The sequence below is a fragment of the Mycobacterium sp. 141 genome (assembly GCF_000382405.1).
In the GTDB taxonomy this organism is placed as follows: Bacteria; Actinomycetota; Actinomycetes; order Mycobacteriales; family Mycobacteriaceae; genus Mycobacterium.
Genome location: NZ_KB908279.1, coordinates 15925 through 38415 on the forward strand (window position 1 = coordinate 15925; position 22491 = coordinate 38415).

Genomic DNA, 22491 nt, shown 5'->3' on the forward strand with positions numbered 1-22491 from the left:
GCGCGGTCGGGAGGTTGTGGATGACCCGGTCAGGATGCCGATCGCACGGTGATCTCGGAGATGTCGGTGCGGTTCTTGCCATCCACGGTGCCCAGCGTGGTGATCCACACCAGCACGTTCGACGTCGGTGCTGTCTTGCTCACGGTGATGGTGTTGGACCCGGGCTTGAGCGGGGTCGGAGAACTCAGCTCGGTGGTGTCCGTCAGTGCCGACGGCGACGAGCTTTGTGCGGACCGGATCTGCACAGCGGTACCGGTGCTGTCGAGGTTGACGGTCACCGAGCCGACCACCGTGGGCTGCGGCAGCTGCAGCAGCAGACCGACACCGTTCTTGAAGTTCGGGAACGGTGTGGAGTCGGTGTAAGCGTCGGTGGACCATGCCGTACCCGGATTACCGTCGATGGCCTGCCCGGCCTGGCTCGGGTTGTCGGCCCCTCCTTCGGGCGAAAAGACCGTCGCCTTGACGGGTTTCACGACGCTGCCCGACGGCGCGGAGTCGGTTGTCGCGGTGGTCGAGGCCGAAGGCGCGTTCAGACCCAACTCGTCCTTGTTCAGCCCGTCGCCGACGTCACCGAAGATGTGGTTGAGGATCGAGGCGAGCACGACGAGTGCGACGACGATGACCGCGCCACCGGCAATCAAGCCGATCATCAGACCCTTGCGACGACGTGCAGCAGCTTCCTCGGCGCCACCCGTTGCGGCGTAGGGCCGGGCCGGCTCGGGCGCCGGAGGCTCGTGCGGGGCCTCCATCAACTCTGTGCGGTTGGCAATGGCGGTGGCCTGCTGCAGCAGGTTGAGCAACGTGGGTGCGCTGCGGATACCGCCACCCTCCTGGACGGCACGGGCCGCGGCCGCTGAAATCTGGAACGGGATGTCACGGTCCACCGCGCGTGGTTCGACAGGCTGGCCGGCCGCGTCGCGGGCAGCCGGCTCGAGTCCGCTGCGGACGCCGGACTCGGGCAGCGGCCACCGGTCGATCAGCAGGGCGTACAACGCCGCCCCGATGCCCCGGATGTCGTCGTCGGGTGTGGCCTCGGGCAGGGTGGCCGGGAAGGCCAGTGCCACGTCGCCCTCGATGCTCACCCGCACGCGGCTGGGATGGTCGATCGACAGCGCCACACCGGCCCGGTGGGCGGCCTCGGCGGCTGCGGCCAATGACTGGATGGCCCGAGCGCCGCCGATCGGCGACGGTGAGGTGTCGGCCACCTCGGCCAGCGAGCCGCCGCGGATCCACTCCGATACGACGAGCCCGCCCGACCCGCTCTGGGCGACGTCGAGCACCCTGGCGACACCCGGCACGTCGAGGCGGCTGAGTCTGAGGGTGCGCGACAGGATCTCTTGCACCTGTTCGCGGGACATGACGCCGTCGGGGTCGACGAATGTCAACGCCACCTGTCGGTCCAGTGCCGTATCCAGTGCCTGCCAGAACTGCAGGTTGGGCGGCCCGCCGTGGAACACCAGCAGCCGGTAACGGCCGTCGGCGATGGTGGCGCCCGGGATCAGCTGGATGTCGTCGTCGGCGGTTTCGGCCACCGGTTCCCGCGGCGGGGTAAACGAGGCCGGTTCCCGGCTGTAATCGGCCGAGGTGTCGATGACTGCTGTGGCGCCGTTGGACGGGCCGATCGCCGAACTGTCGGGTTCGGCCGCGTCGGGCGTGTCGTGAGCGTCGGGCACATCGGGCCGGAAATTGTCGGCGGTCGGGCGTGGCAGCCTCGTCGTCGCGGTGCCCTCGGGGTGGGGTGCGGGTCCGCCCGCGGATTCGTCGGTCAACGGTGGTCCTTTCCGCATCCCCGCTCCGGCAACCGAAGCCGGAGCCCCACCCAAGGTGGCCGCCGGGTTTGGTGGCCACCGATGTGGAGAAGAATTCCTCTGATCAGGGTACGGGACCGCACCCTGGCGGCGTGGCTGGACGGGCAGGGCAGCCGGTGTTGCGGCTACCTCCGCGCCCGGTTTCTGCGCCGGGCGGCCGAGCCGGCGACGCACGATCGCCAGCGCGGCCTGGGCCTCGGGTACGCGGGCGGCGATCAGCACCCACACGATGATCGGGACCATGATCAGGCCCAGCGCCAGCAGCCGCAGCAGCGATCCGCCCGCGCCCAGATGCGAGGTCAGGGATGCCAATCCGAGCAGCCGGTCGGCGACGTGCGCCACCAGACCCGCACCCAGCGACGCCGTGATCGTCACCAGGATGGTCCGCACGACCGGCCGGCTGACCAGCTGGCCGGCCGGCGGCCGCAGACTGGACCGCAGCAGCACATGTCCGACGATCGCGCCCGCCAGGAATCCCAGTCCGTTGGCCAGGCCGAGGTATCCGGCCACCATGTCGGGGTTGTCGGTGAGATGCGGGGCCGCCAGCGAGCCGGCGATCTTCACCGCCGTGATGACGACGATCAGGATGATCGGCGTCCACGGCTGCTCGCGCGCGTAGAACACCCGCAGCTGCAGCAGCACCATCGAATACGGGATGAGGGTGAACGCCGACAGCGTTATCGCCATGCCCAGGTAGCCGGCGTCGGTTTCGCCGAAGTTGCCGTAGGCGAACAACGCACTGCCGATCGCGGGACCGCCGACGGTCATCATCGCGACGATCGGGATCAGCGTCACCATGGTCAGCCGGGTGGCCAGCGACAGGTCGTCGAGAATGGCCGGCACGTTGTCGGCGGCCGCGTTACGGCTCAGCCGCGGCATGACCACCGTCAGCACGGTCACCCCGATCATGCCGAACGGCAGTTGCAGCACGAGCCAGGTGTAGTTGTAGATCGCCGGTCCGGACGCGGCGGCGGTGCTGGCGATCTGGTTGCCGACGATGAGGCCGACCTGACTGATCAGTACGTAGAGCACCATGGCCGCGGCCATCGCCCCGAACTTCTTGAGCCGATCGTCGATACCCCACAGCGGGCGCAGGCTGACGCGCTCGGAGCGGATCGCCACCAGCAGTACGGCGGCCTGGACCACGACACCCAACGTGGTGCCGATTCCGAGCACGAGCAGTTTGGCGTTGCCCATGTGTACCGGGTCCACCGAGAGCTCGCCGGGAACCAGGACGTAGAGGCCCAACGTGAGGATGGCCACCACGTTGTTGAGCACCGGGGCCCACGCGGGCGGGCTGAACACATTGCGGGTGTTGAGGATCGCGCCGAACACCGACGACAAACCGTAGAACAGCACCTGCGGCAGCAGCAGATAGGCGAATGCCGTCGTGAGTGGATTGTTGACCTGCGGATCGCTGCCGAGCATGACTCGCACCAGCAGTGGCGCACACGCCACCGACAGCACCGTCGCCACCAGCAGCAGGGTGGTGGCCAGGGTCACCAGGCGCCGCACGAAGGCCGTGCCCCCGTCGGGGTCGTCGCGTTCGGCACGGGCCAGCACCGGCACGAAGATCGCGGTGAAGGTGGCCTCCAGCACCAGCGCCGCCACCATGTTCGGCAGCTGGTTGGCTACCGAGAAAGAACTCGACAGTGCTGCGCCGAGGATCGCCGCCAGCAACACGATGCGGAGAAAGCCGGTGATCCGGGAGATCAGGGTGGCGAATGCCATGCCCCACGATCGGGACACCACCGCGGCGTCGGACAGCTCGGGACGGGCGCCGGCGGGTGGCCGCGCGGGCGGGTGGGGAGGAGGTTTCGGCACGGTCATCGGTGCGGTCCCTGGGTCGGCGGCTCATCTGGATTGAACGCCTGCGCGACGTCGATCGGGTCGAGGCGGTCCAGATCGGCCCGGTCGGGTTGGCCGCGGAACCGGTGCCACAGGCGTCGCCCGGCGAGCAGAACCAGGACCGCGCCCGCCGACAGGGTGATGAAGAACAGCACCTTGCCGTAGGCGTTGGAGTGGACCGAAAGGCGCACCGGGTCACCCAGCGGCAGCCCCGCCACGGTCTGTAGGGCGACGTCGACGGCAACCCGCTGAGTGAAGTGGACCTCGATCGGAACGCGCAACGGCAGATAGCCGGGTGGCAGCTCGATCACTCCCATGTCGGTCACGGTCATCCCGGGCGGGGCGTTGATCTGCAGGCGGACCCGGATCGGCACAGGAAGGTCGTTGCGCAGCGCGAGCGGCAGCGGGCTGCGTTCGGTGGCCAGTGTGTACGAGCCGCCGGGGTTCACCACCGTCACGGCCTTGAACATGTCGTCGACGCTGTGCGTGACGATGTCCAGGCGCTGGCGGGCCAACCCCTCGCGGGTGTCGGGCGGCACCGACTGACTCAGCGCCCGCAGCATGTCCTCCCGCAGGGGCGCGGTGTACTGCGTACCGGTCAGGCCGGTGCGTTCGTCGGTGGTCAGCGCCGCGGTCAGACCCCACAGCCTGCCGGTCACCCCCGCGATCCCGGAGGTGATCGCATCGTCGATGCGGCTGCGCGGATTACCCAGCGTGTCGGACGGCCGTGGCTGCACCGGTTCGGCCGGTACCGCATTGGATTCGGCGATCACCGCGGCCAGGGGGCGGGGCACCGCCAGCCCGGCATGAATGGTGGTCGCTACCGACGTCAGGATCGCCTCTGCATCGTCGGGACGCAGGGACCAGACCAGCGGCGGCATGAGGATCTGGCTGCGCGGCTCGATGCTGTGGGTCAGTCCCTGCCACAGCAGCGCGCCCACGGCGTCCTGGCGCCGCGCGGTCGCCGAGTCGTGCCGGACCGGGATGTCCATCGTCGGATCGAGATACGAGGGGGCCACCGGATCGGTACCTGCACCGGCCAGTGCGGCGCCGACCGCGGGATCGAATGCCGCGGACACCAGGTTTGGGCTATACCGCAACGGTGTGACGTCGGCGGTCTCAGGAGCACCGGTTGCCGAGTCCTGCGCGGTGGTGTGGGCAGCCGCGATCGCCACGGTCGGGCCCTGAGCGCTGAGCAGGTCCACGGCGGATCCGGTGAGCGGTCCGTCCCCGACGATGGTCGCTCCGCGCGTCGAGGCGACGCCGAGGATCTGGTCGACGATGGCGCCGGCACCCTTGGTGGCGATGGCGCTGAGGCCCGCGTCGTTGACGCGGTCGAGCGCCTCCAGGTCAGCATGCGCGTACGTCGTCGGCGCCACGCACATGTGCTGGGCCAGCCCGCGTAACCGGTTCAGCCAGGCGATGGCGGCGTCGCGCCCGGTACCGGGCCGGGTCGGGGTGCCCGGTCCGGCGTCGGGGGCTTCGTCGACGACGTATCCACCGGTCATCGCGTTGACGGTGACCAGCAGATCCGGATCGACGGCCAGGCACAGCGCGGCGCGGACCTGACCGGCCGGGTCGACCGTCGGTGTGGTGGCGAAGTCCACCGCGGACAGCAAGGTGTCGAGCCGGCCACCGGGGGCCAGGGACGTCGCGAGATCGTCATCGATCAGCCGCACCGGTGTGGTGCCGCCGGGGGCTCCCGCAGCCAGTCGCGGGCGGTCGGCCAGCGGCCACAGCATCGTCAGGCCGACAGGCCGCGAAGTGTCCGGAGCCACCACCGCGCTCAACGCTCCGCCGTCGTCGCCAGGCCCGGCTGGTTGCTCGGACGGTACTCCGAGCACCGGCAGCAGGAACCGGGCGTCGTCGAGTCGGGCCGGCTCACCGTAGTCCGGCGTGCCGTTGACGTTGACCAGCACCGGATATACCCCGGGTTGGTCGATCTGCAGGGACGGCCGGTCGGTAGCCCGTAGCGGGTAGGACAGACTGAACGGAACCGTTTGGCCGCGGGCCATTTCGGTGGAGACGTCGATGAAGTCGGCGACGGGGGAGAACTTGTCGAGGCTTCCGCTGAGGTCGGTGCGCAGTTCGGTGGACGAGGCCACGGCCCGGGCGTGCTCCAACCGGATCACCACGTCGCGTACCGGCCGGTCACCCACGTTGCTCACCACGCCGGACACCGTGACCGCAGGCTCGCTGGTGGTGGTGACCAGGTCGGGGGATACGTGATCGATGCGCAGCTGCAGGAACGGCAGTTGCCCGGGCTCACCGGCCGCCGCGCGTGGCAGAACCGCGGGTACGGCCATGAGCAGCAGCACGGCTACGACCGTGAGGATGCGCGCCGCCGTCGACATCCAACGGGGCATCGCCGGGTCCGCGGTCACGGCCCTTGTCCGCATCCGTTCGTGCGCCGGGGAGGCTGGGACTGACCGGAGTCGTCGCGGTGGTGATCACGGGTGTGCGAATGAGTTTGGGCCCGCCGCCGCGGCGCACTGTGGGGCAGCGGCGGCAGAGCGGCGGGCCCGTCGGTGTGCAGCTTGTCGATCAGCTCGCCGGCCACTTCGGCCAGCTTGCGTTCGTCGGCGTAGGCCAGCCGCGACGGCAGCTCGTCCAGCGGCACCCAGGCGACTTCCGTGACTTCGACATCGTCGTCGGAGAGTTCGCCGTCCCGGAACCGCATCAGATAGTGGTGCACCGTCTTGTGCACCCGGCGGCCCTCGGTCACGAACCAATAGTCGATGCTGCCCAGCGCGGCCAGCACCGTGCCCTGGATTCCGGTCTCCTCGGCGACTTCCCGGATGGCGGTCTGCTCGGCCGTCTCGCCCAGTTCGATGTGCCCCTTGGGAAGTGACCACAGCATCCGGCCCCGGCGGTCGATGCGGCCGATCAAAGCCGCCACCTGAGTGTCCTTCGGGCCGTCGATACCGTCGATCACCAGACCGCCCGCGGAGGTCTCGTGCACGGTCCGCAACCGCTCGGGCGGACGCCGCGGTCGCGGTTTGCGTTGGTTGGACTGGTCCCGCGGGGTGGGGTGCTTGTCAACGCTGCTCGCGGACTCGGAGGGATGTTCGCTGGACTCGGCGGTACCCGCGTCGGGCGGTCCGGCAGCGCGCTGGGCACGGCGTTGGCCGCGGCGGCGACTGCGGCGCCGTCGTGGTTTGGCCTGTTCGCCGTCCGACACCCAAGCGATAGTAGCTGCCACAGAGTCGCAGTCCTGCCACACTCGCCGGTAGCGGGCCCAGCGGGCGCACTAGGCTCTCCGAACGTGTCCGATGCTTCAGCCGATGACGCCGAACTGCTGGCCCGCGCACTCGTCGCGCTGAACCAGCACGGCGAACTGTTATGCGGGCTGGGTCAGCTGTTCGCTGCCGAGGGCCACGAGCTCTACCTCGTGGGCGGCAGCGTGCGCGACGCGTTGCTGGGCCGGCTGGGTGCCGATCTGGACTTCACCACCGATGCTCGGCCGCAGGCGGTGCAGAAGCTGCTGCGCGGCTGGGCTGACGGACTGTGGGACACCGGAATCGCATTCGGCACCATCGGCGCGGCCAAGGCTGGTCAGCGGGTGGAGATCACGACGTTCCGCGCCGACAGCTATGACCAGGTGACCCGTAACCCCACGGTCGAGTTCGGCGACACACTCGATGACGATCTGGTGCGCCGCGACTTCACCGTCAACGCGATGGCTGTGCGCATCACGCCTGAGGGCCCGGGTGAATTCTGCGATCCACTGGGTGGTTTGGCGGCACTGCGAGCCCAGCTGCTCGACACCCCGTCGACCCCGCAGGTGTCCTTCGGCGACGATCCGCTGCGGATGCTGCGGGCCGCCCGGTTCGTCTCGCAACTCGGGTTCACGATCGCGCCGCGGGTGCTGGAGGCGCTTTTGGAGATGGCGCCTCAACTCGGCCGGATCACGGTCGAGCGGGTGGCCGCAGAGTTGGACAAGCTGCTGCTGGGCATGGACCCTGTCGCGGGTGTCGATTTGATGGTGCAGACCGGGCTCGGCGCTGTGGTTCTGCCGGAGGTCGGCGACATGCGGATGGCCATCGACGAACACCACCAGCACAAAGACGTGTATTGGCATTCGCTGACCGTGCTGCGCCAGGCCATGGATCTGGAGGGTCCCGGAGGTCCTGACTTGGTGCTGCGCTGGGCGGCCCTGCTGCATGACATCGGCAAGCCCGCGACGCGTAAGCACGAGTCCGACGGCGGCGTCAGCTTTCACCACCACGAGGTGGTGGGGGCCAAGATGGTCCGCAAGCGTATGCGCGCGCTGAAGTACTCCAAGCAGATGGTCGACGACGTTTCCCAGCTGGTCTACCTGCACCTGCGGTTCCACGGGTACGGCGAGGGCAAGTGGACCGATTCGGCCGTACGCCGCTACGTGGCCGACGCCGGGCCGCTGCTGGAGCGCTTGCACAAGCTGGTGCGTGCCGACTGCACCACCCGCAACAAGCGTCGGGCCGCGCGGCTGCAGGCCAGCTACAACGATCTGGAGGCGCGGATCGCGGAACTGGCCGCCAAGGAGGACCTGCAGCGGGTGCGGCCGGACCTCGATGGCAACGAGATCATGACGATCCTCGGTATCCCGGCCGGGCCGCAGGTGGGCAAGGCGTGGCGCTACCTCAAGGAGCTGCGCCTGGAGCGCGGTCCGCTGGAGCACGACGAAGCCATCGCCGCTCTGCAGGAATGGTGGAACGCCCAGGCGTAGCCGTGCGTCTGATCGGGCATGGACTACTGCCTTGGCGATCCCGACGGTTCGGCGACCATGTGGAGTGCAGTGCCCGATGTCGACCTCGACGCGGACGGCACAGTGGATGGTGTGGGCCTGGATTTCGACGGTGACGGCCGCCTCGACGATGTGCTGGCCGACCTGGACGGCGACGGCATCGCCGAGCATGCCGTGCTCGACGTCGACGACGACGGCCGCGCCGAGAGCTATTTCACCGACGACGGTTCGGGCACCTGGGCACTGCGGGTGGATCGCGGCGGGCAGGTGCGATGGTTCGGGCTGGACGGCGTGGAAGTCGCCCGACCCGGTGGACCGCTGGTCGACTTTTCCGGCGACGGTTCGGCTGACGATCAGCTGCTCGACGTCGACGGCGACGGGCTGGCCGACCGTGTGCTGGTGGGCGACCGGGCCTATGTCGACACCGACGGTGACGGCCGATGGGACCTCATATTGACCGATTCCGACGGCGACGGGCTGGCCGATTCGGCCGGCCCGGTGGCCGGCCATTGACTCTGCGTTCACGGCGCTGCCTTATCGGCCTTTCCGTCCTCAGCGCAGAATCGACCCGTCCGAATCAATTGCCGGTCGATTGCTCAGCCCCGCCCGGTCCCCGGCGGGCCCGCGAAGGCTTGGGCGATGGTCAGCCACTTCTCGGCGTCGGCACCCACGGCTGTCACGTCGAGCTCGGCACGTGGGCGACGCCGGGTGACCAGCAGACAGAAATCCTCAGCCGAACCCGTCACGCGCTGCGCAGCATCCTCCGGCCCCCAGGTCCACAGATCGCCATCCTCTGTTGATCCCCCGGTCGCTTCGCTCCTGCCCGCCGGACCCTTCAACTCGACCCGAAACGCCTCGGTGGGAACGGGCAACCCATGAAGAGCGAACGCGAAATCGCGTGTGCGCACACCGATGTGGGCCACCGAGCGCAGGCGCTGGGTGGCAGGCCGGCGCACCCCGAGGGTGTCGGCGACATCGAGTCCGTGCGCCCAGGTCTCCATCATCCGGGCCGTGGCCATCGACGCCGCGCTCATCGGTGGCCCGAACCACGGCAGCTTGCGACCGTCGGCGACCGTCAGCAGCGCGTCGTGCAACCGGCCCCGGGTCTGGCGCCAATCGGCGAGCAGCTCGGCGGGCGGGGTGGCCGCAACATCCTCGGCGCCGGCGTCGACGAAGCCCGTGGGGTTCTTCATGGCCTCGGCCACGATGTCGGCGAACCCCGTCTCGTCGGTCACGGCGACCAGCGCGACCCGATCGGTCCACAGCAAGTGGGCGATCTGATGGGCGATGGTCCAACCTGCGGCGGGAGTTTCAGCGGCCCACTGTTCGGCGGGCAGGTCGGCGACGAGTGCGTCGAGTTCGTTGCTTTCGGCACGGAGATCGGCCACGATCGGCTCTGCTGTCGACATGCTGGTCAGGGTAGAGCGGCCTCAGGTGCGGCGGGGCGAGGCCATCGTGGCGTGCAGGCTCAGCCCTGCCAGGTAGATCACCGAGCCGGCCACCACCAGTGCGGGCGACTTTCCGTCGGCGGGAATGACCGCCGCGGCCGCCGAGGTGGCGGCGATGAACGAGATCCAGAACAACGCGTCTTGCACGGTGAACACATGTCCGCGCAGCGCGTCGTCGACGTCGAGCTGCATGGCGGAGTCTGCGCACAGCTTCACCAGCTGTCCGGCGGCGCCGAGCAGGAACCCGCAGGTGAGCATTACCGGTAGATGTAAGCCGAGCGCGGCGAGCTGGGCCACCGCGGCGAATGCCAGCGCCCCGTTGGCGGTAGCGTATCGGCCGCAGCGCGCGATCACCGCGGGCGCGGCCACCGTGGCAAGAAATACGCCGACGCCGGTGACGCCGAGAAACACCACCGCCGTGCCCAAACCGAAACCGGCAACCGGGGCGGGAGTTTCGGTGTGGCGCACGATCACCAGCACCAGCAGGCTGTTGATGCCGAAAGCCATCCGGTGGGCGGCCAGCCCGGCCAGCGTGCCCGCGACGGTCGGCACCGACATCACCGTGCGCGCGCCGTGCACCCACCCGGTGGCCACCGCATAGGCGGCCGAGCCGTGGATGGCGCGTTTGCTCTGGTGGGGGCCCAGTACGTGCGGCCCGAATCGCACCGACAGCCACAATGCCAACGCGACCGGGGCCAGCACGCTGAAGATCACCACGGATGCGCCCGCATCGCTCGCGCCGAACAGCCACCGCGGCACCAGCATGAAATTGGCCCCGAAGAACGCGGCCGCCGACCCGGTGGCCGTCGCCACCGAATTCATCGTGACGACCTGACCACTGGGCACCACATCGGGTAGCGACGCCGACAGGCCCGATGAGACGAACCGGGTCAGCCCGTTGACGATCAGCGCGGCGAACAGAACCGCCAGATCTCCGGCGCTGTAGGCCAGCAGCACACCGGTGAGCAGCACCACCAGCAGCCGGCCCAGGTTCGCGCCGACCAGCACCAACCGGCGGTCCCAGCGGTCCAGGAGGGCGCCGGCGAACGGCCCGAGCAGTGAGTACGGCAGGAACGTCACGGCAAACGATCCGGCGACCTGCCACGGCCCGGCAGCCCGTTCCTGGCTGAACAGGATCGCGCCGGCCAACCCGGCCTGGAAGAGCCCGTCACCGAATTGGCTGACCGCCCGCAGCTCCAGCAGTTTGCGGAACTCCGTCATACCGCGCAGAGACCGCCACAGGGCCCTCGGGGCGGCAGCGTCAACCACGGCAATCACATTCTGGTCGGGGAGTTGTGTCGGGGACTGTTCAGCCTACGGTCGGCGACCTGTTCCACAGTACAAACTTTCCGGCACCACAAATTGCGCACCGCGCGTGGTTGTTCGCCACGTCTCGGCGGTGCTGGTGCCATGATGGACGGGTGGCGCCGTCAGAGGATCCGGAGGACTTCATCGCGCCTGCGGCGCACCGGGTACGACCCGGGACGCTCCTGTTGGCCAATACCGATCTGCTGGAGCCGACGTTCCGTCGCAGCGTCATCTACATCGTCGAGCACAACGCCGGTGGCACGTTGGGTGTGGTGCTGAATCGGCCGAGCGAGACCGCGGTCTACAACGTGCTGCCGCAGTGGGCCAAGCTTGCTGCCAAACCCAAGACCATGTTCATCGGCGGCCCGGTGAAGCGGGATTCCGCGCTCTGTCTTGCGCTGCTGCGCGTGGGCGTGCACGCCGACGGGGTGCCGGGGTTGCGGCATGTGCAGGGCCGCATCGTGATGGTCGATCTCGACGCCGACCCGGACACACTCGCCCCGACGCTCGAAGGCGTCAGGATCTTCGCGGGGTACTCCGGGTGGACGATCGGGCAGCTCGACGGCGAGATCGAGCGCGACGACTGGATCGTGCTCTCAGCGTTGCCGTCCGATGTGCTGATCGAACCGCGGATCGATTTGTGGGGCCGGGTGTTGCGGCGTCAGCCGTTGCCGACATCGTTACTGGCGACTCACCCGATCGACACCAGCCGTAACTGACGGCCGTCCGGTCAGTTACACGACAGGGTGCAGCTGGCGCACGAACCGGTGCACCCGCCACCGACCGGTGCCGCGGCCTCGGCGCGAGCGACGACCTTGGCGCTCTGCCAGCAGCCGGCTGCCACCGTGGTGATCGCACCGATGACGCAGACCGTCACCACGACCATGCCGGTCCGCGGCTGAGCGGACAGCGCCGCGACACCGCCGGCCGCCAGCATCACGGCCGCGGCAAGCTGGGTGGGGGCCACGGCTCGTAGCACGGTGCGGACCGGATCGTCGGACTGTGGCCTGGTCAACGACCACAGACCCAGGATCCCGACGATCACGGCGACGCTCAGGCACAGCAGCGCGGCGATCAGCATGGGCCACACAATACGAGCTGGATGGGCATGTTGTCAGATCGGGTTCTGCTGGGCGGAACTCAGCCGTGCAGGCCTAGGAGCTGCGGCAAACCCGCCGCGGCTGCCGGTGCGACGGGCCCCGCGGGCGCGGGCAAACCCGCAGCCGGGGGTGCGGGCGGGGCTGGGACGCCGGCGCCAGGCGCGCTCACCTTGAACCCGGATACGATCGCGTCGGTGGCATCGGCCGCTGTCGACACGCCCTGGCTTGCGGCTCCTGAGTTGACCGACAGGGACACCAGATAGCGGTCGGGACCGACGGTCGCGATGATGTGCCGGCGCGAGGTGTTCAGCGTCTGGCTGTCCGCTCGGTAGCTGCCTTCGATGAACGACGACGGGAAGCCGTTGAAATCGCCCATTGCCATGTCGGTGGTCTGCCAGCCCATCTGCTGCAGGCTGTCGATGTAGCCGTGGCTGATCGCTTCGACCGGGTCGAAGTTACCGACGAGTTTGTAGACCACGACCTGGGCGTTCGGGGTGTACAGGTCGGCGCTGGAGCGGTCGGCGATCACCGCGAAGGCATCCGGGACGTTGGGGTCGGGCACGGTGGACCAGCCCTGGGGCATCGGCAACACGATGCTCAGTGCGGTGAAGTTGTGGCTCACCTGGGGTTCGAGTTTGACGCCTTTGCTGTTGAGATAGTCGGCGATGGTTTCCGAGGTGGCCGGCACGATGGCCGGTGCGCCGGGCACGGGCGCCGCGGCGGGGATAGCGGAGGCCGCGACACCCGGGGCTGCGACGCCTGGCGCGAGTGGGCCGGCGACCCCCGCCGGCGTGGCCGCGACGGTCATGGTTTGGCTCACGGTGGCAGGGCCTGGAGCGGGAGGTAGCGGGAGGAGTGGCTCGGCCGAGGCAGTCGGTCCCGCCACGCCGATGACACCGGCCATTCCCGCGGCCAGTCCAACTGCCAGAACCCGCCAGCGGCGGGCGATCTCGATCATTCCTCGGTCCTTCCCAGTGGTGCCGGCGGACACTAGTCCTTTCCACACGTAGGCGCCGACTGTATCCAGGTAACTGGGTTTGCCACCAGGTACTCAACCGACCTGGGATCAACCCCTGACACGGCTGCGATGCAACCGATACCAAGCCGTGCCCTCGGAGCGGGCCCAACGGCAGGTGAACGGGCATTTCGGTCCGGCAGCGGTCGCCTTATACCCTGTTTGGCGTGACCGAACCCGCGACCACGCAGTCAGGTACAGACGCCTCGCGTCTGGAAGAAGACACTCCGCGGCACCGCTACACCGCGGAGCTGGCCGGGGAGATCGAGCAGGCCTGGCAGCAGACCTGGGCAGAGCGGGGCACGTTCAACGTCGCCAACCCGGTCGGCACGCTGGCACCGCCGGACGGTACAGCGGTCCCTGCCGACAAGATGTTCGTCCAGGACATGTTCCCGTATCCGTCGGGGGAAGGTTTGCACGTCGGTCATCCGCTCGGCTACATCGCCACCGACGTCTACGCCCGCTATTACCGGATGACGGGTCGTAACGTCCTGCACGCCTTGGGCTTCGACGCGTTCGGCTTGCCCGCCGAGCAGTATGCGGTGCAGACCGGGACCCATCCGCGGACCCGGACCGAGGCCAACATCGTCAACTTCCGGCGTCAGCTGGGTCGGCTGGGGTTGGGGCATGACGCCCGCCGTAGCTTCGCCACCACCGACGTCGACTTCTACAAGTGGACTCAGTGGATCTTCCTGCAGATCTACAACGCCTGGTTCGATCCGGCGCAGAACAAGGCCCGGCCCATCGCCGAGTTGGAAGCCCAATTCGCTTCTGGCGCACGTACTCTCGATGGCGTTCGGGCGTGGTCGCAGCTGAGCGCGGCCGAACGCGCGACGGTCATCGACTCCCATCGGCTGGTCTATCGCGCGGATTCGATGGTGAACTGGTGCCCGGGTCTGGGCACCGTGCTGGCCAACGAGGAGGTCACCTCCGACGGCCGCAGTGACCGCGGCAATTTCCCGGTGTTCCGCAAGCGGTTGCGGCAGTGGATGATGCGGATCACCGCCTACTCCGACCGGTTGCTCGAGGATCTCGACGTGCTGGATTGGCCGGACAAGGTCAAGACCATGCAGCGCAACTGGATCGGGCGCTCGATCGGTGCGCAGGTGCACTTCGCGACTCACGCCGGCGACATCGAGGTGTTCACCACCCGCCCCGACACACTGTTCGGCGCGACCTACATGGTGCTGGCACCCGAACATCCGCTGGTCGAAAAGCTCACCGCGGCGTCCTGGCCCGACGGCGTCGACAGCCGGTGGACCTACGGGGCCGATTCCCCGACGGCCGCCGTCGCCGAGTACCGGAGCGCGATCGCCGCGAAGTCCGATCTGGAACGCCAGGAGAACAAGACCAAGACCGGCGTGTTCCTCGGGGCCTACGCGATCAATCCGGTCAACGACCACCAGATTCCGATCTTCATCGCCGACTATGTGTTGATCGGCTACGGCACCGGGGCCATCATGGCGGTGCCCGGCGGCGACCAGCGCGACTGGGACTTCGCAGGAGAGTTCGGCCTGCCGATTGTGGAAGTGGTTGCGGGCGGCGATATCTCGCAAGGCGCGTACAGCGGTGACGGGAAACTGGTCAACTCCGACTACCTGAACGGCATGTCGGTGGCCGACGCGAAGGACGCGATCGTCAGTCGGTTGCAGGCCGACGGCCGCGGGCAGGCCCGCATCGAATACAAGCTGCGGGACTGGCTTTTCGCGCGGCAGCGGTATTGGGGTGAGCCGTTCCCGATCGTCTACGACGCCGACGGCCAAGCCCACCCGCTACCGGAATCCATTCTGCCGGTGGAACTTCCGGATGTGCCCGACTATTCGCCGGTTTTGTTCGACCCGGACGACGCCGACAGTGAACCGTCCCCGCCGCTGAACAAGGCCACCGACTGGGTGCATGTCGAACTGGACCTCGGCGACGGCTTGCAGAGCTACACCCGTGACACCAACGTGATGCCCCAGTGGGCGGGTAGCTCATGGTATGAGCTGCGGTATGCCGACCCGCACAATTCGGAAGAGTTCTGCGACAAGGAGAACGAGGCCTACTGGATGGGCCCGCGGCCCGAACTGCACGGCGCGGGTGATCCGGGTGGGGTGGATCTGTATGTCGGCGGTGTCGAGCACGCGGTACTGCACCTGCTGTACTCGCGGTTCTGGCACAAGGTGCTCTACGACCTGGGTTACGTGACCTCGCGCGAACCGTACCGGCGCCTGGTCAACCAGGGCTACATCCAGGCCTTCGCCTACACCGATTCCCGGGGTAGCTATGTGCCGGCCGCCGAGGTCGTCGAACGCGACGGCAAGTTCTTCTACGAGGACGCCGAGGTCTATCAGGAGTTCGGCAAGATCGGCAAGAGCCTGAAGAACTCGGTGTCACCCGACGAGATCTGTGACGAGTACGGCGCGGACACCCTGCGTGTGTACGAGATGTCGATGGGACCGCTGGAGGCGTCGCGCCCGTGGGCGACCAAGGACGTCATCGGCTCGCATCGCTTCCTGCAGCGGGTCTGGCGTGCGGTGATCGACGAGACCACCGGCGCTCAACATGTTGCCGAGCACGAGGCGCTCTCCGAGGAAACCTTGCGCGCACTCCACAAGACCATCGCCGGGGTGACCGAAGACTATGCGGCACTGCGCAACAACACCGCCGTCGCCAAGCTGATCGAGTACACCAACCATCTCACCAAGGAAGGCGTGTCATCGCGCGCCGCGCTCGAGCCATTGGTGCTGATGGTGGCGCCGCTCGCGCCGCACCTGGCCGAGGAGCTGTGGAAGCGGCTCGGCCACGACACATCGCTGGCGCACGGGCCGTTCCCGGTGGCTGACCCGGCCTACCTGGTCGACGACACTGTGGAACTGCCGGTTCAGGTCAACGGCAAGGTGCGTGGCAAGGTCACCGTCGCCGCCGATGCAGACAAGGCAGCGCTTCAGGTCGCGGCACTGGCCGACGAGAAGGTGCAGGTCTTCCTGGGCGGGAAGACGCCCAAGAAGGTCATCGTCGTACCCGGTCGGCTGGTCAACCTCGTCGTCTGAGTGATTTGTGTGCGTTCAGCGGCGCTGACCGCCGCTGAACGCACACAAATCACCCCGGCCGCACCACGATCTCGTGCACATGGCCGTCGGGCGGGGTGGTGAGGGCCGTGACGACGAGCCCCGCGACAGTTTCCGGTCGCAGAAAGTGGTCCGGGCGATAGTCGCGTTCTTCGTAGGCGACGAGGTTGCGTTGCATGTCGGAGTCCGTGCGGCCGGGGAAGATCGACGTCACGCGCAACGACGGCTCGTCGGCCCGCAGCGAGTCGGCGAACGCCCGCAGCGCGAACTTGCTTGCCGAGTATGACGCCATACCGGGCGAAACCGTCAGGCCCGCACCGGAATTGATGAACACCACGTGCCCGCGGACCGCGCGCAGCGCCGGCAGCAGCGCGATCGTCAGCGCCACTGCGCCGGTGACGTTGATCTCGAAGCTGGCCCGCCATTGCTCGGCCGAGGACTCGGCGACCCGGCCCGGATAGAGCACGCCGGCGTTGTGCACCAGCACGTCGAGCTCGGCGAGCACTTCGGAGCTGGCCTCGATCGAGTCGCGATCGGCCAGGTCCAGTGGCCAGGTCGGCGCGCCCAGGCGCTCAGCGAGCGTGTCCAGCCGGGCAGACGGGCGGCCGGCCAGGAGCAGGGTATGGGTGGGTGCGAGAGCAGCGGCGATGGCCGAGCCGATGCCGCCGCCGGCCCCGGTGATCAACGCGGTGGGCACGACTGCAACTCTACTGAGACGTCACCGGTGGCTGTCGGTGTGCGAGTTTTGCGCGCGCGTCGCATGATGGTACCGATGCCACCGGACCCCAGCTTCGCACCCACGCAACTCGCTGCCCGCGCCGCTTATCTGCTGCGCGGCAACGATCTCGGCGCCATGACCACGGCCGCGCCGTTGCTGTATCCACACATGTGGAGCTGGGATGCGGCGTTCGTCGCGATCGGCCTGGCGCCGTTGAGCGTCGAGCGCGCCGTGGTGGAGCTGGACACCCTGCTCTCGACGCAGTGGCACAACGGCATGATTCCCCACATCGTGTTCGCCAACGGCGTCGACGGCTATTTCCCGGGTCCGGCGCGGTGGGCCACCGCGGCGCTCGCGGCGAATGCGCCCCGCACTCGGCACACGTCGGGCATCACCCAGCCGCCGGTACATGCCATTGCGGTGCAGCGCATCCTCGACCATGCCCGCATCCGGGGCCGGTCCACTCGAGCGATCGCTGCCTCGTTCCTGGACCGGCGCTGGGCGGACCTGGTGCGCTGGCACCGCTGGCTCGCCGAGAACCGGGACCAGAACGGGCGTGGCCGCATCACCCTGTATCACGGCTGGGAGTCCGGCATGGACAACTCGCCGCGCTGGGACACCGCCTACGCCAACGTGGTTCCCGGCAACGTCCCGGAGTACCAGCGGGAGGACAACAACATCGTCACCGACGCCACCCAGCGGCCGTCGGACCTCGAGTATGACCGGTACCTGTGGTTGCTCGAGGAGATGAAATCGGTGCGCTACGAGGATCATCTGCTACCGAAGGTGATGAGCTTCGCGGTCGAGGACGTGTTCGTCTCGGCGATTTTCTCGGTGGCCTGTCAGGTGCTCGCCGAAATCGGAGAGGAGCACAAGCGCCCCAACGCCGACGTGCGTGATCTCTACTCGTGGGCGGAGCGGTTCCGCACCGGTGTGGTCGAGACTGCGGACGAACGTTCCGGTGCGGCAAGGGATTACGACGTCCGGACAAAAAGGTGGGTGGCCACCGAGACGGTCGCCCAGTTCGCGCCGCTGCTCTGTGGCGGCTTGCCGCATGAGCGCGAACGGGCCCTGCTGCGACTGTTGGAGGGGCCACGCTTCTGCGGGCATCCGGACCTGCGGTACGCGCTGATCCCGTCGACCTCCCCGGTGTCACGGGACTTCCGGCCGAGGGAGTACTGGCGGGGACCGGTGTGGCCGGTGATGACCTGGCTGTTCTCGTGGTGCTTTGCCCGCCGCGGCTGGGCCGAGCGGTCGTTGGATTTGCGCCGGGAAGGGCTGCGGCAGGCCAGCGATGGCACCTTCGCCGAGTACTACGAACCGTTCACCGGTGAACCGCTGGGCAGCATGCAGCAGTCGTGGACCGCGGCCGCGGTGCTTGATTGGTTGGGTTGAGCAGGCTCAGCCGCAGTCGGGGTAGTCGGCTTTTGCTGAGTTATCCGCACTTTCGGTGCTGCTGTCGTGGTGCGCGCCGGCCTGGTCGTCGGGGTCCTGCGCGGAGAGCCGCTCCAGCGGTGCGATCGCCTTGGCCAGGGTTTCCAGATCCTCGTCGCTGAGCCGCGCAAGTCGGTTGGCGAGGTCGGCGCGGCGCGCTGCGAGGGATTCCCGATGCTGGACCAGCCCGCGCGGCGTGACGTCGACGAGAACGGCCCGCAGGTCGGATGGATCGCGTGAACGTTTGACCAGGCCGAGCTTCTCCAGTCGCCGGATCGCGACGGTTGTCGTGGGAGTGCGCACCCGTTCGCGGGCGGCGAGTTCGGTCATGCGGATCGGGCCCTGGTCCAGCAGGGTCAACAGAATCGATAGCTGAGCCAGCGTGAGCTCACCCGCTGTTCCCTTGTGCGTGTCTCCGCGGCGCAGCACCGAGAAAACCTTGGAGAGCACCCGCTGCAGTTCCCCTGCCAGCTCGGTGACCTGGGATTCGGTCTCCACCATAGTTCGCTAGTCTAACCTGTCTGGACCTGCCGCGACGCCACCTTGCGAGGTTTGCCGAACGCGCGTCAACTCACAGTTTCCTCTGCATGGGCTCACAGTACTTGGGACAGGAAACGCCGCAACCGATCGGTTTCGGCCGCGGAGAAGATGTGGTCCGGGCTGCCCGATTCGACGACCGCGCCGTGATCCATGAACACCACGGTGTCTGCGGTCGACTGCGCGAAGCCCATCTCATGGGTGACCGCCACGATCGTCATCCCGTCGGCCGCCAGGTCGGCCATCAACGCCAGAATGCCTTTGACCAGTTCGGGATCCAGCGCCGAGGTGGCCTCGTCGAAGAACATCACCTGCGGCGCCATCGCGAGCGCCCGGGCGATGGCGACCCGCTGCTGCTGCCCGCCGGACAGCGTGGCGGGCCGGACATCGGCCTTGTGCCGCAGGCCGACTCGATCCAACTGGGCCAGCCCCAGCTCACGCGCCTCGTCGTCGGCAAGCCTTTTCAGCTTGCGTGGGCCCAGCGTCACGTTCTCCAGCACGCTGCGGTGCGGGAACAGGTTGAACTGTTGGAACACCATGCCGATGCGTTGGCGCAACTGGTCGGGGTTGTCGGTCAGCACCGAGCGGCCGTCGAGCAGGATGTCGCCCGCGTCCGGTTCGTAGAGCCGGTTCAGGGTCCGCAGCAAGGTGGATTTGCCAGACCCGGACGGTCCGATGATGGCGGTCGTGGTGCCGGCGGGGACGTCCAGGTCCACTCCGCGCAACACGGTGTTCGGCCCAAAGGCGAGCTTGATGCCTTTGGCGGACAACGAGACTGGCTCAGCAGCCGGCATCAGATCATCTCCTGCTCGACGGAGGCCGGCGGGTCTTCCTCGGCGGCGGGTCGACCTCGGCGCAGCCGGTTGTCGACGAAGTTCACCAGGTGGGTCAACGGAATGGTCAGCAGCAGGTAGAACAAGCCGGCTGCCACCAACGGGGACAGGTTGCCGGTCTGTGCGTTGAGGTCGCGGCCCACCTGGAACAGTTCGCGTTGGCTGGCCACCAGGCCCAGGAAGTACACCAGGGATGAGGCTTTCAGCAGAGAGATGAACTGGTTCATCAGCGCGGGCAGCACCCGCCGCACCCCCTGCGGGATCACCACCAGTCGCATCGACGCGGAATAGCTGAAGCCCAGTGCGCGAGACGCTTCCAGCTGTCCGGCCTCGACACTCTGGATACCGGAACGGAAGATCTCCCCGATGTAGGCCGCGGCCATCAATCCCAGGGCGGCAATGCCCAGCGGGTAGGGGTTGTTGCCGGTGAGTGAGCCGACCACCGGCCCGACACCCAGCCCGATCAGCAGGATGATCACCACTTCGGGTAGCCCGCGGAAGATGTCGGTGTAGATGCGGGCCGGCCAGCGCAGCCATCGCGACCGCGAGATGCCGGCCACCGCGAGACCCATCCCGAGGACGAGCCCGATGATGCTGGCGCAGATGGTCAGGATCACGGTGTTGGGTAGGCCGGTCTTGAACAGGACGGGGATCGACTGCCGGTAGAGATCCCAGTCCAGGAACGAGGCGGCCAATTGCGACAGTGTGGATTTCGGTGCCACGGCACCGTTGCTGGCAGGCTTTTCGCGGGCGGCGGCGATGGCGGCGAAGTCGGGCAGCTGCGGTACCGGCGCGGCCTTCGAGCCGGGCTTCCACCCCGGCGGCAGGGCGCGGGGCACCCAATCGGAGTACAGCCGAGCCCAGGTGCCGTCGGCGATCACCGCGTCGAGACCGGAGTTGAGTGCGTCGATCAGTGGCCGGTTCTCCTTGGCCACCGCCCACGCGACGAAATTGTCCAAGCTGAACGTGTTTTCGATGATCTTGGCGGGATCACCCGGTTGGACAGTGCCCGATGCCTGCTGCGAGGGCGCCACCCAGGCGTCGATCTGACGGGTCTTGAGGCTCGCGTAAACGGTGGCGTAATCGGGGAACTTCACCGGTTGCAGATGCAGGGTGTCGATGACATAGGACTCCTGCACGGTGCCCTGCACCACGCCGATGCGCTGTCCCGGTGCGAGCTTGCCGAATCCGGTGATCGGTGACCCGGTGGGCACCACGAGCGAGAAGTAGCCGAAGTCGTAGCCGTTGGTGAATCCGACAGTGCGCCTTCGCGCGTCGGTGGTGGTGATCGAGGACGACGCGACGTCGAAGCGTCGCGCCGCGGTCTGGGCCAGCAGACCGGAGAACTCCGTTCCGACGAAGTTGATCTTCAGACCCAGCTTGTCGGCGACGGCCCGCAGCAACTCGTTGTCGAAACCGGTGAACTGCCCTTTGGCATTGATGCAGATGCTGGGCGGCGCGTCTGACAGCGTGCCGACGGTCAGCACACCGGGGGTCCCCAGCCCGAGGTCGTCCACCTTGACGGTGTCCAGCGGCTGCACCGTCGCGGTGGTGTATTTGTCCGCCCCGGGACCGGTTGCGGCGGCGGCCAGGTTGGTCGGCAGCGCACTGGCGCTGTCGATTCCGGGCGGCGCGCACTGGTCGGTGTCGGCGCGGGCCGGGCCCGCGAGCGTCAACCCCAGGACCATCAGGATCGATGCCATCAGCGCCAGTAGCCGTCCGAAGCTCATCGTTGCAACGTAGTGGTCACACGCGCAGCGATGTGGGATTCTGCTCAAGGCGACTGCAATTCGCCGAGCACACCGCGACGGTCAGCTCGGCGAGCATGGAATCCGTATCAGCCGCCGTTGCGCCGGTCTCGCCACCGGCACAGCGCTTCGGCCGCGGTCAGATCGTAATCCGGACCGTTGGTGTCGACGGTCAGGATCGTGACGCCGAGATCGGCGAGCGCGTCGGCCTCGGCAAGCATGGCATCGAGCCCGCCGGTGTCCCGCACCGCGGCCGAGCGAACGACGGTCGCCGGGTCGCGGCCCACGCTTTCGCAGTGCTCGAGAAGCACCTGTGCCTTGGCCGGGTAGGTGTTGCGGTCGACAAACGCGTGCCACACGTCGGCGTGCTCGGCGACCAATCGCAGGGTTTTGCGCTCGCCCTGCCCGCCGATGAGGATCGGAATCTTGCGGGTGGGAGCCGGGTTGAGTTTGGCCAGCCGGGCACTGATCCGCGGGAGTGCGGCGGCGAGATCGTCGAGCCGACTGCCCGCGGTGCCGAAATCGTAGCCGTACTCATCGTAATCTCTTTGTTTCCAACCAGATCCGATGCCCAGGATGAGCCGTCCAGCACTGATGTGGTCCACTGTGCGGGCCATGTCGGCGAGCAGTTCGGGGTTGCGGTAGGAGTTGCAGGTGACCAGCGCACCGATCTCGATGCGCGACGTCTGCTCAGCCCACGCACCGAGCATCGTCCAGCACTCGTAGTGCGCGCCGTCGGGGTCGCCGGTGAGCGGGAAGAAGTGGTCCCAGTTGAATGCGATGTCGATGCCGATGTCTTCACAGCGACGGACCGCGTCACGGATATAGCTGTATTCCGGCGAGTGTTGCGGCTGCAGTTGTACGCCGATGCGGATGGGGAGGGTCACTTCAGTCAGCGTACTCAAGGTGGTTCGCGCC

Annotated in this window: 17 protein-coding genes; 5 read left to right on the top strand and 12 right to left on the bottom strand. The window is 67.9% G+C overall.

The annotated features are described in order from the left end of the window. Positions 1–29 precede the first annotated feature (29 nt). From murJ to H276_RS0121595, 3 genes are read right to left on the bottom strand one after another with little or no spacing between them, the layout of a single operon-like run. Complete coding sequence (murJ, locus tag H276_RS0121585) at positions 30–3638, bottom strand: murein biosynthesis integral membrane protein MurJ (protein ID WP_019973366.1); 3609 nt, start codon at positions 3636–3638, stop codon at positions 30–32. Next, entirely contained in the window at positions 3635–6010 is a 2376-nt protein-coding gene (locus H276_RS0121590; RefSeq protein WP_081625530.1) for a hypothetical protein, read from the bottom strand. Before H276_RS0121590 ends, murJ begins: the two co-directional genes overlap by 4 nt. Positions 6011–6036: 26 nt before the next feature. Beyond that, positions 6037–6837, bottom strand: coding sequence for an NUDIX hydrolase (locus tag H276_RS0121595; RefSeq protein WP_019973368.1), 801 nt, complete (start codon positions 6835–6837; stop codon positions 6037–6039). A gap of 84 nt (positions 6838–6921) precedes the next feature. On the opposite strand from H276_RS0121595, the gene H276_RS0121600 reads away from it, so the two are divergent. Together H276_RS0121600 and H276_RS0121605 are read left to right on the top strand one after the other, a co-directional pair. Then, on the top strand, positions 6922–8364 hold the full coding sequence (locus H276_RS0121600; protein WP_019973369.1) for a CCA tRNA nucleotidyltransferase: 1443 nt from the start codon (positions 6922–6924) through the stop codon (positions 8362–8364). Positions 8365–8382: 18 nt separating this feature from the next. Next, complete coding sequence (locus tag H276_RS0121605) at positions 8383–8895, top strand: hypothetical protein (RefSeq protein ID WP_019973370.1); 513 nt, start codon at positions 8383–8385, stop codon at positions 8893–8895. 83 nt (positions 8896–8978) lie between these two features. Here H276_RS0121605 and H276_RS0121610 read toward each other — a convergent pair whose 3' ends face one another. Together H276_RS0121610 and H276_RS0121615 are read right to left on the bottom strand one after the other, a co-directional pair. Next, positions 8979–9791, bottom strand: a complete 813-nt coding sequence (locus H276_RS0121610) for a TIGR03084 family metal-binding protein (protein WP_019973371.1) — start codon at positions 9789–9791, stop codon at positions 8979–8981. A gap of 21 nt (positions 9792–9812) precedes the next feature. Next, positions 9813–11099: an MFS transporter gene (locus H276_RS0121615; protein ID WP_026357284.1), complete on the bottom strand. Its 1287-nt coding sequence runs from the start codon at positions 11097–11099 to the stop codon at positions 9813–9815. Between the two features lie 152 nt (positions 11100–11251). Between H276_RS0121615 and H276_RS0121620 the strand changes: the two genes are divergently transcribed. Further along, on the top strand, positions 11252–11857 hold the full coding sequence (locus H276_RS0121620) for a YqgE/AlgH family protein (RefSeq protein WP_019973373.1): 606 nt from the start codon (positions 11252–11254) through the stop codon (positions 11855–11857). Between the two features lie 11 nt (positions 11858–11868). Here H276_RS0121620 and H276_RS0121625 read toward each other — a convergent pair whose 3' ends face one another. Both H276_RS0121625 and H276_RS0121630 read right to left on the bottom strand, forming a co-directional pair. Beyond that, complete coding sequence (locus H276_RS0121625) at positions 11869–12219, bottom strand: hypothetical protein (protein ID WP_019973374.1); 351 nt, start codon at positions 12217–12219, stop codon at positions 11869–11871. Positions 12220–12278: 59 nt separating this feature from the next. Then, positions 12279–13196 (bottom strand): LpqN/LpqT family lipoprotein, encoded by a 918-nt coding sequence (locus H276_RS0121630; RefSeq protein WP_019973375.1) that lies wholly within the window; start codon positions 13194–13196, stop codon positions 12279–12281. Between the two features lie 224 nt (positions 13197–13420). On the opposite strand from H276_RS0121630, the gene leuS reads away from it, so the two are divergent. Continuing rightward, the gene (leuS, locus tag H276_RS0121635) at positions 13421–16285 is read left to right on the top strand and encodes a leucine--tRNA ligase (RefSeq protein WP_019973376.1); all 2865 of its coding nucleotides are present in this window, start codon (positions 13421–13423) and stop codon (positions 16283–16285) included. 49 nt (positions 16286–16334) lie between these two features. On the opposite strand, the gene H276_RS0121640 is transcribed toward leuS, so the two are convergent. Next, positions 16335–17000 (bottom strand): SDR family oxidoreductase, encoded by a 666-nt coding sequence (locus H276_RS0121640; RefSeq protein ID WP_019973377.1) that lies wholly within the window; start codon positions 16998–17000, stop codon positions 16335–16337. A 75-nt stretch (positions 17001–17075) separates the two neighbouring features. Between H276_RS0121640 and H276_RS0121645 the strand changes: the two genes are divergently transcribed. Then, positions 17076–18416, top strand: a complete 1341-nt coding sequence (locus H276_RS0121645) for an amylo-alpha-1,6-glucosidase (RefSeq protein WP_026357285.1) — start codon at positions 17076–17078, stop codon at positions 18414–18416. 6 nt (positions 18417–18422) lie between these two features. On the opposite strand, the gene H276_RS0121650 is transcribed toward H276_RS0121645, so the two are convergent. The 4 genes from H276_RS0121650 to H276_RS0121665 form a co-directional block, all read right to left on the bottom strand. Further along, positions 18423–18956 carry a MarR family winged helix-turn-helix transcriptional regulator gene (locus tag H276_RS0121650; protein WP_019973379.1) on the bottom strand — a complete coding sequence of 178 codons (534 nt, stop codon included), beginning with the start codon at positions 18954–18956 and terminating at the stop codon, positions 18423–18425. A gap of 92 nt (positions 18957–19048) precedes the next feature. Then, entirely contained in the window at positions 19049–19786 is a 738-nt protein-coding gene (locus H276_RS0121655; protein WP_019973380.1) for an amino acid ABC transporter ATP-binding protein, read from the bottom strand. Then, on the bottom strand, positions 19786–21555 hold the full coding sequence (locus tag H276_RS0121660) for an ABC transporter substrate-binding protein/permease (protein WP_019973381.1): 1770 nt from the start codon (positions 21553–21555) through the stop codon (positions 19786–19788). The genes H276_RS0121655 and H276_RS0121660 overlap by 1 nt, the downstream gene beginning before the upstream one ends. A 107-nt stretch (positions 21556–21662) precedes the next feature. Next, positions 21663–22478: an LLM class F420-dependent oxidoreductase gene (locus H276_RS0121665; RefSeq protein WP_196807973.1), complete on the bottom strand. Its 816-nt coding sequence runs from the start codon at positions 22476–22478 to the stop codon at positions 21663–21665. Between the last annotated feature and the right edge of the window lie 13 nt (positions 22479–22491).

Excerpts from the sequence above, each read along its gene's own strand:
- H276_RS0121645 (WP_026357285.1), top strand. The coding sequence starts at position 17,076 with ATGCCACCGGACCCCAGCTTCGCACCCACGCAACTCGCTGCCCGCGCC.
- H276_RS0121605 (WP_019973370.1), top strand. The coding sequence starts at position 8,383 with ATGGACTACTGCCTTGGCGATCCCGACGGTTCGGCGACCATGTGGAGT.
- H276_RS0121660 (WP_019973381.1), bottom strand. The coding sequence starts at position 21,555 with ATGAGCTTCGGACGGCTACTGGCGCTGATGGCATCGATCCTGATGGTC.
- H276_RS0121650 (WP_019973379.1), bottom strand. The coding sequence starts at position 18,956 with ATGGTGGAGACCGAATCCCAGGTCACCGAGCTGGCAGGGGAACTGCAG.
- H276_RS0121610 (WP_019973371.1), bottom strand. The coding sequence starts at position 9,791 with ATGTCGACAGCAGAGCCGATCGTGGCCGATCTCCGTGCCGAAAGCAAC.
- H276_RS0121590 (WP_081625530.1), bottom strand. The coding sequence starts at position 6,010 with ATGTCGACGGCGGCGCGCATCCTCACGGTCGTAGCCGTGCTGCTGCTC.
- H276_RS0121630 (WP_019973375.1), bottom strand. The coding sequence starts at position 13,196 with ATGATCGAGATCGCCCGCCGCTGGCGGGTTCTGGCAGTTGGACTGGCC.
- murJ (WP_019973366.1), bottom strand. The coding sequence starts at position 3,638 with ATGACCGTGCCGAAACCTCCTCCCCACCCGCCCGCGCGGCCACCCGCC.
- H276_RS0121625 (WP_019973374.1), bottom strand. The coding sequence starts at position 12,219 with ATGCTGATCGCCGCGCTGCTGTGCCTGAGCGTCGCCGTGATCGTCGGG.
- H276_RS0121655 (WP_019973380.1), bottom strand. The coding sequence starts at position 19,786 with ATGCCGGCTGCTGAGCCAGTCTCGTTGTCCGCCAAAGGCATCAAGCTC.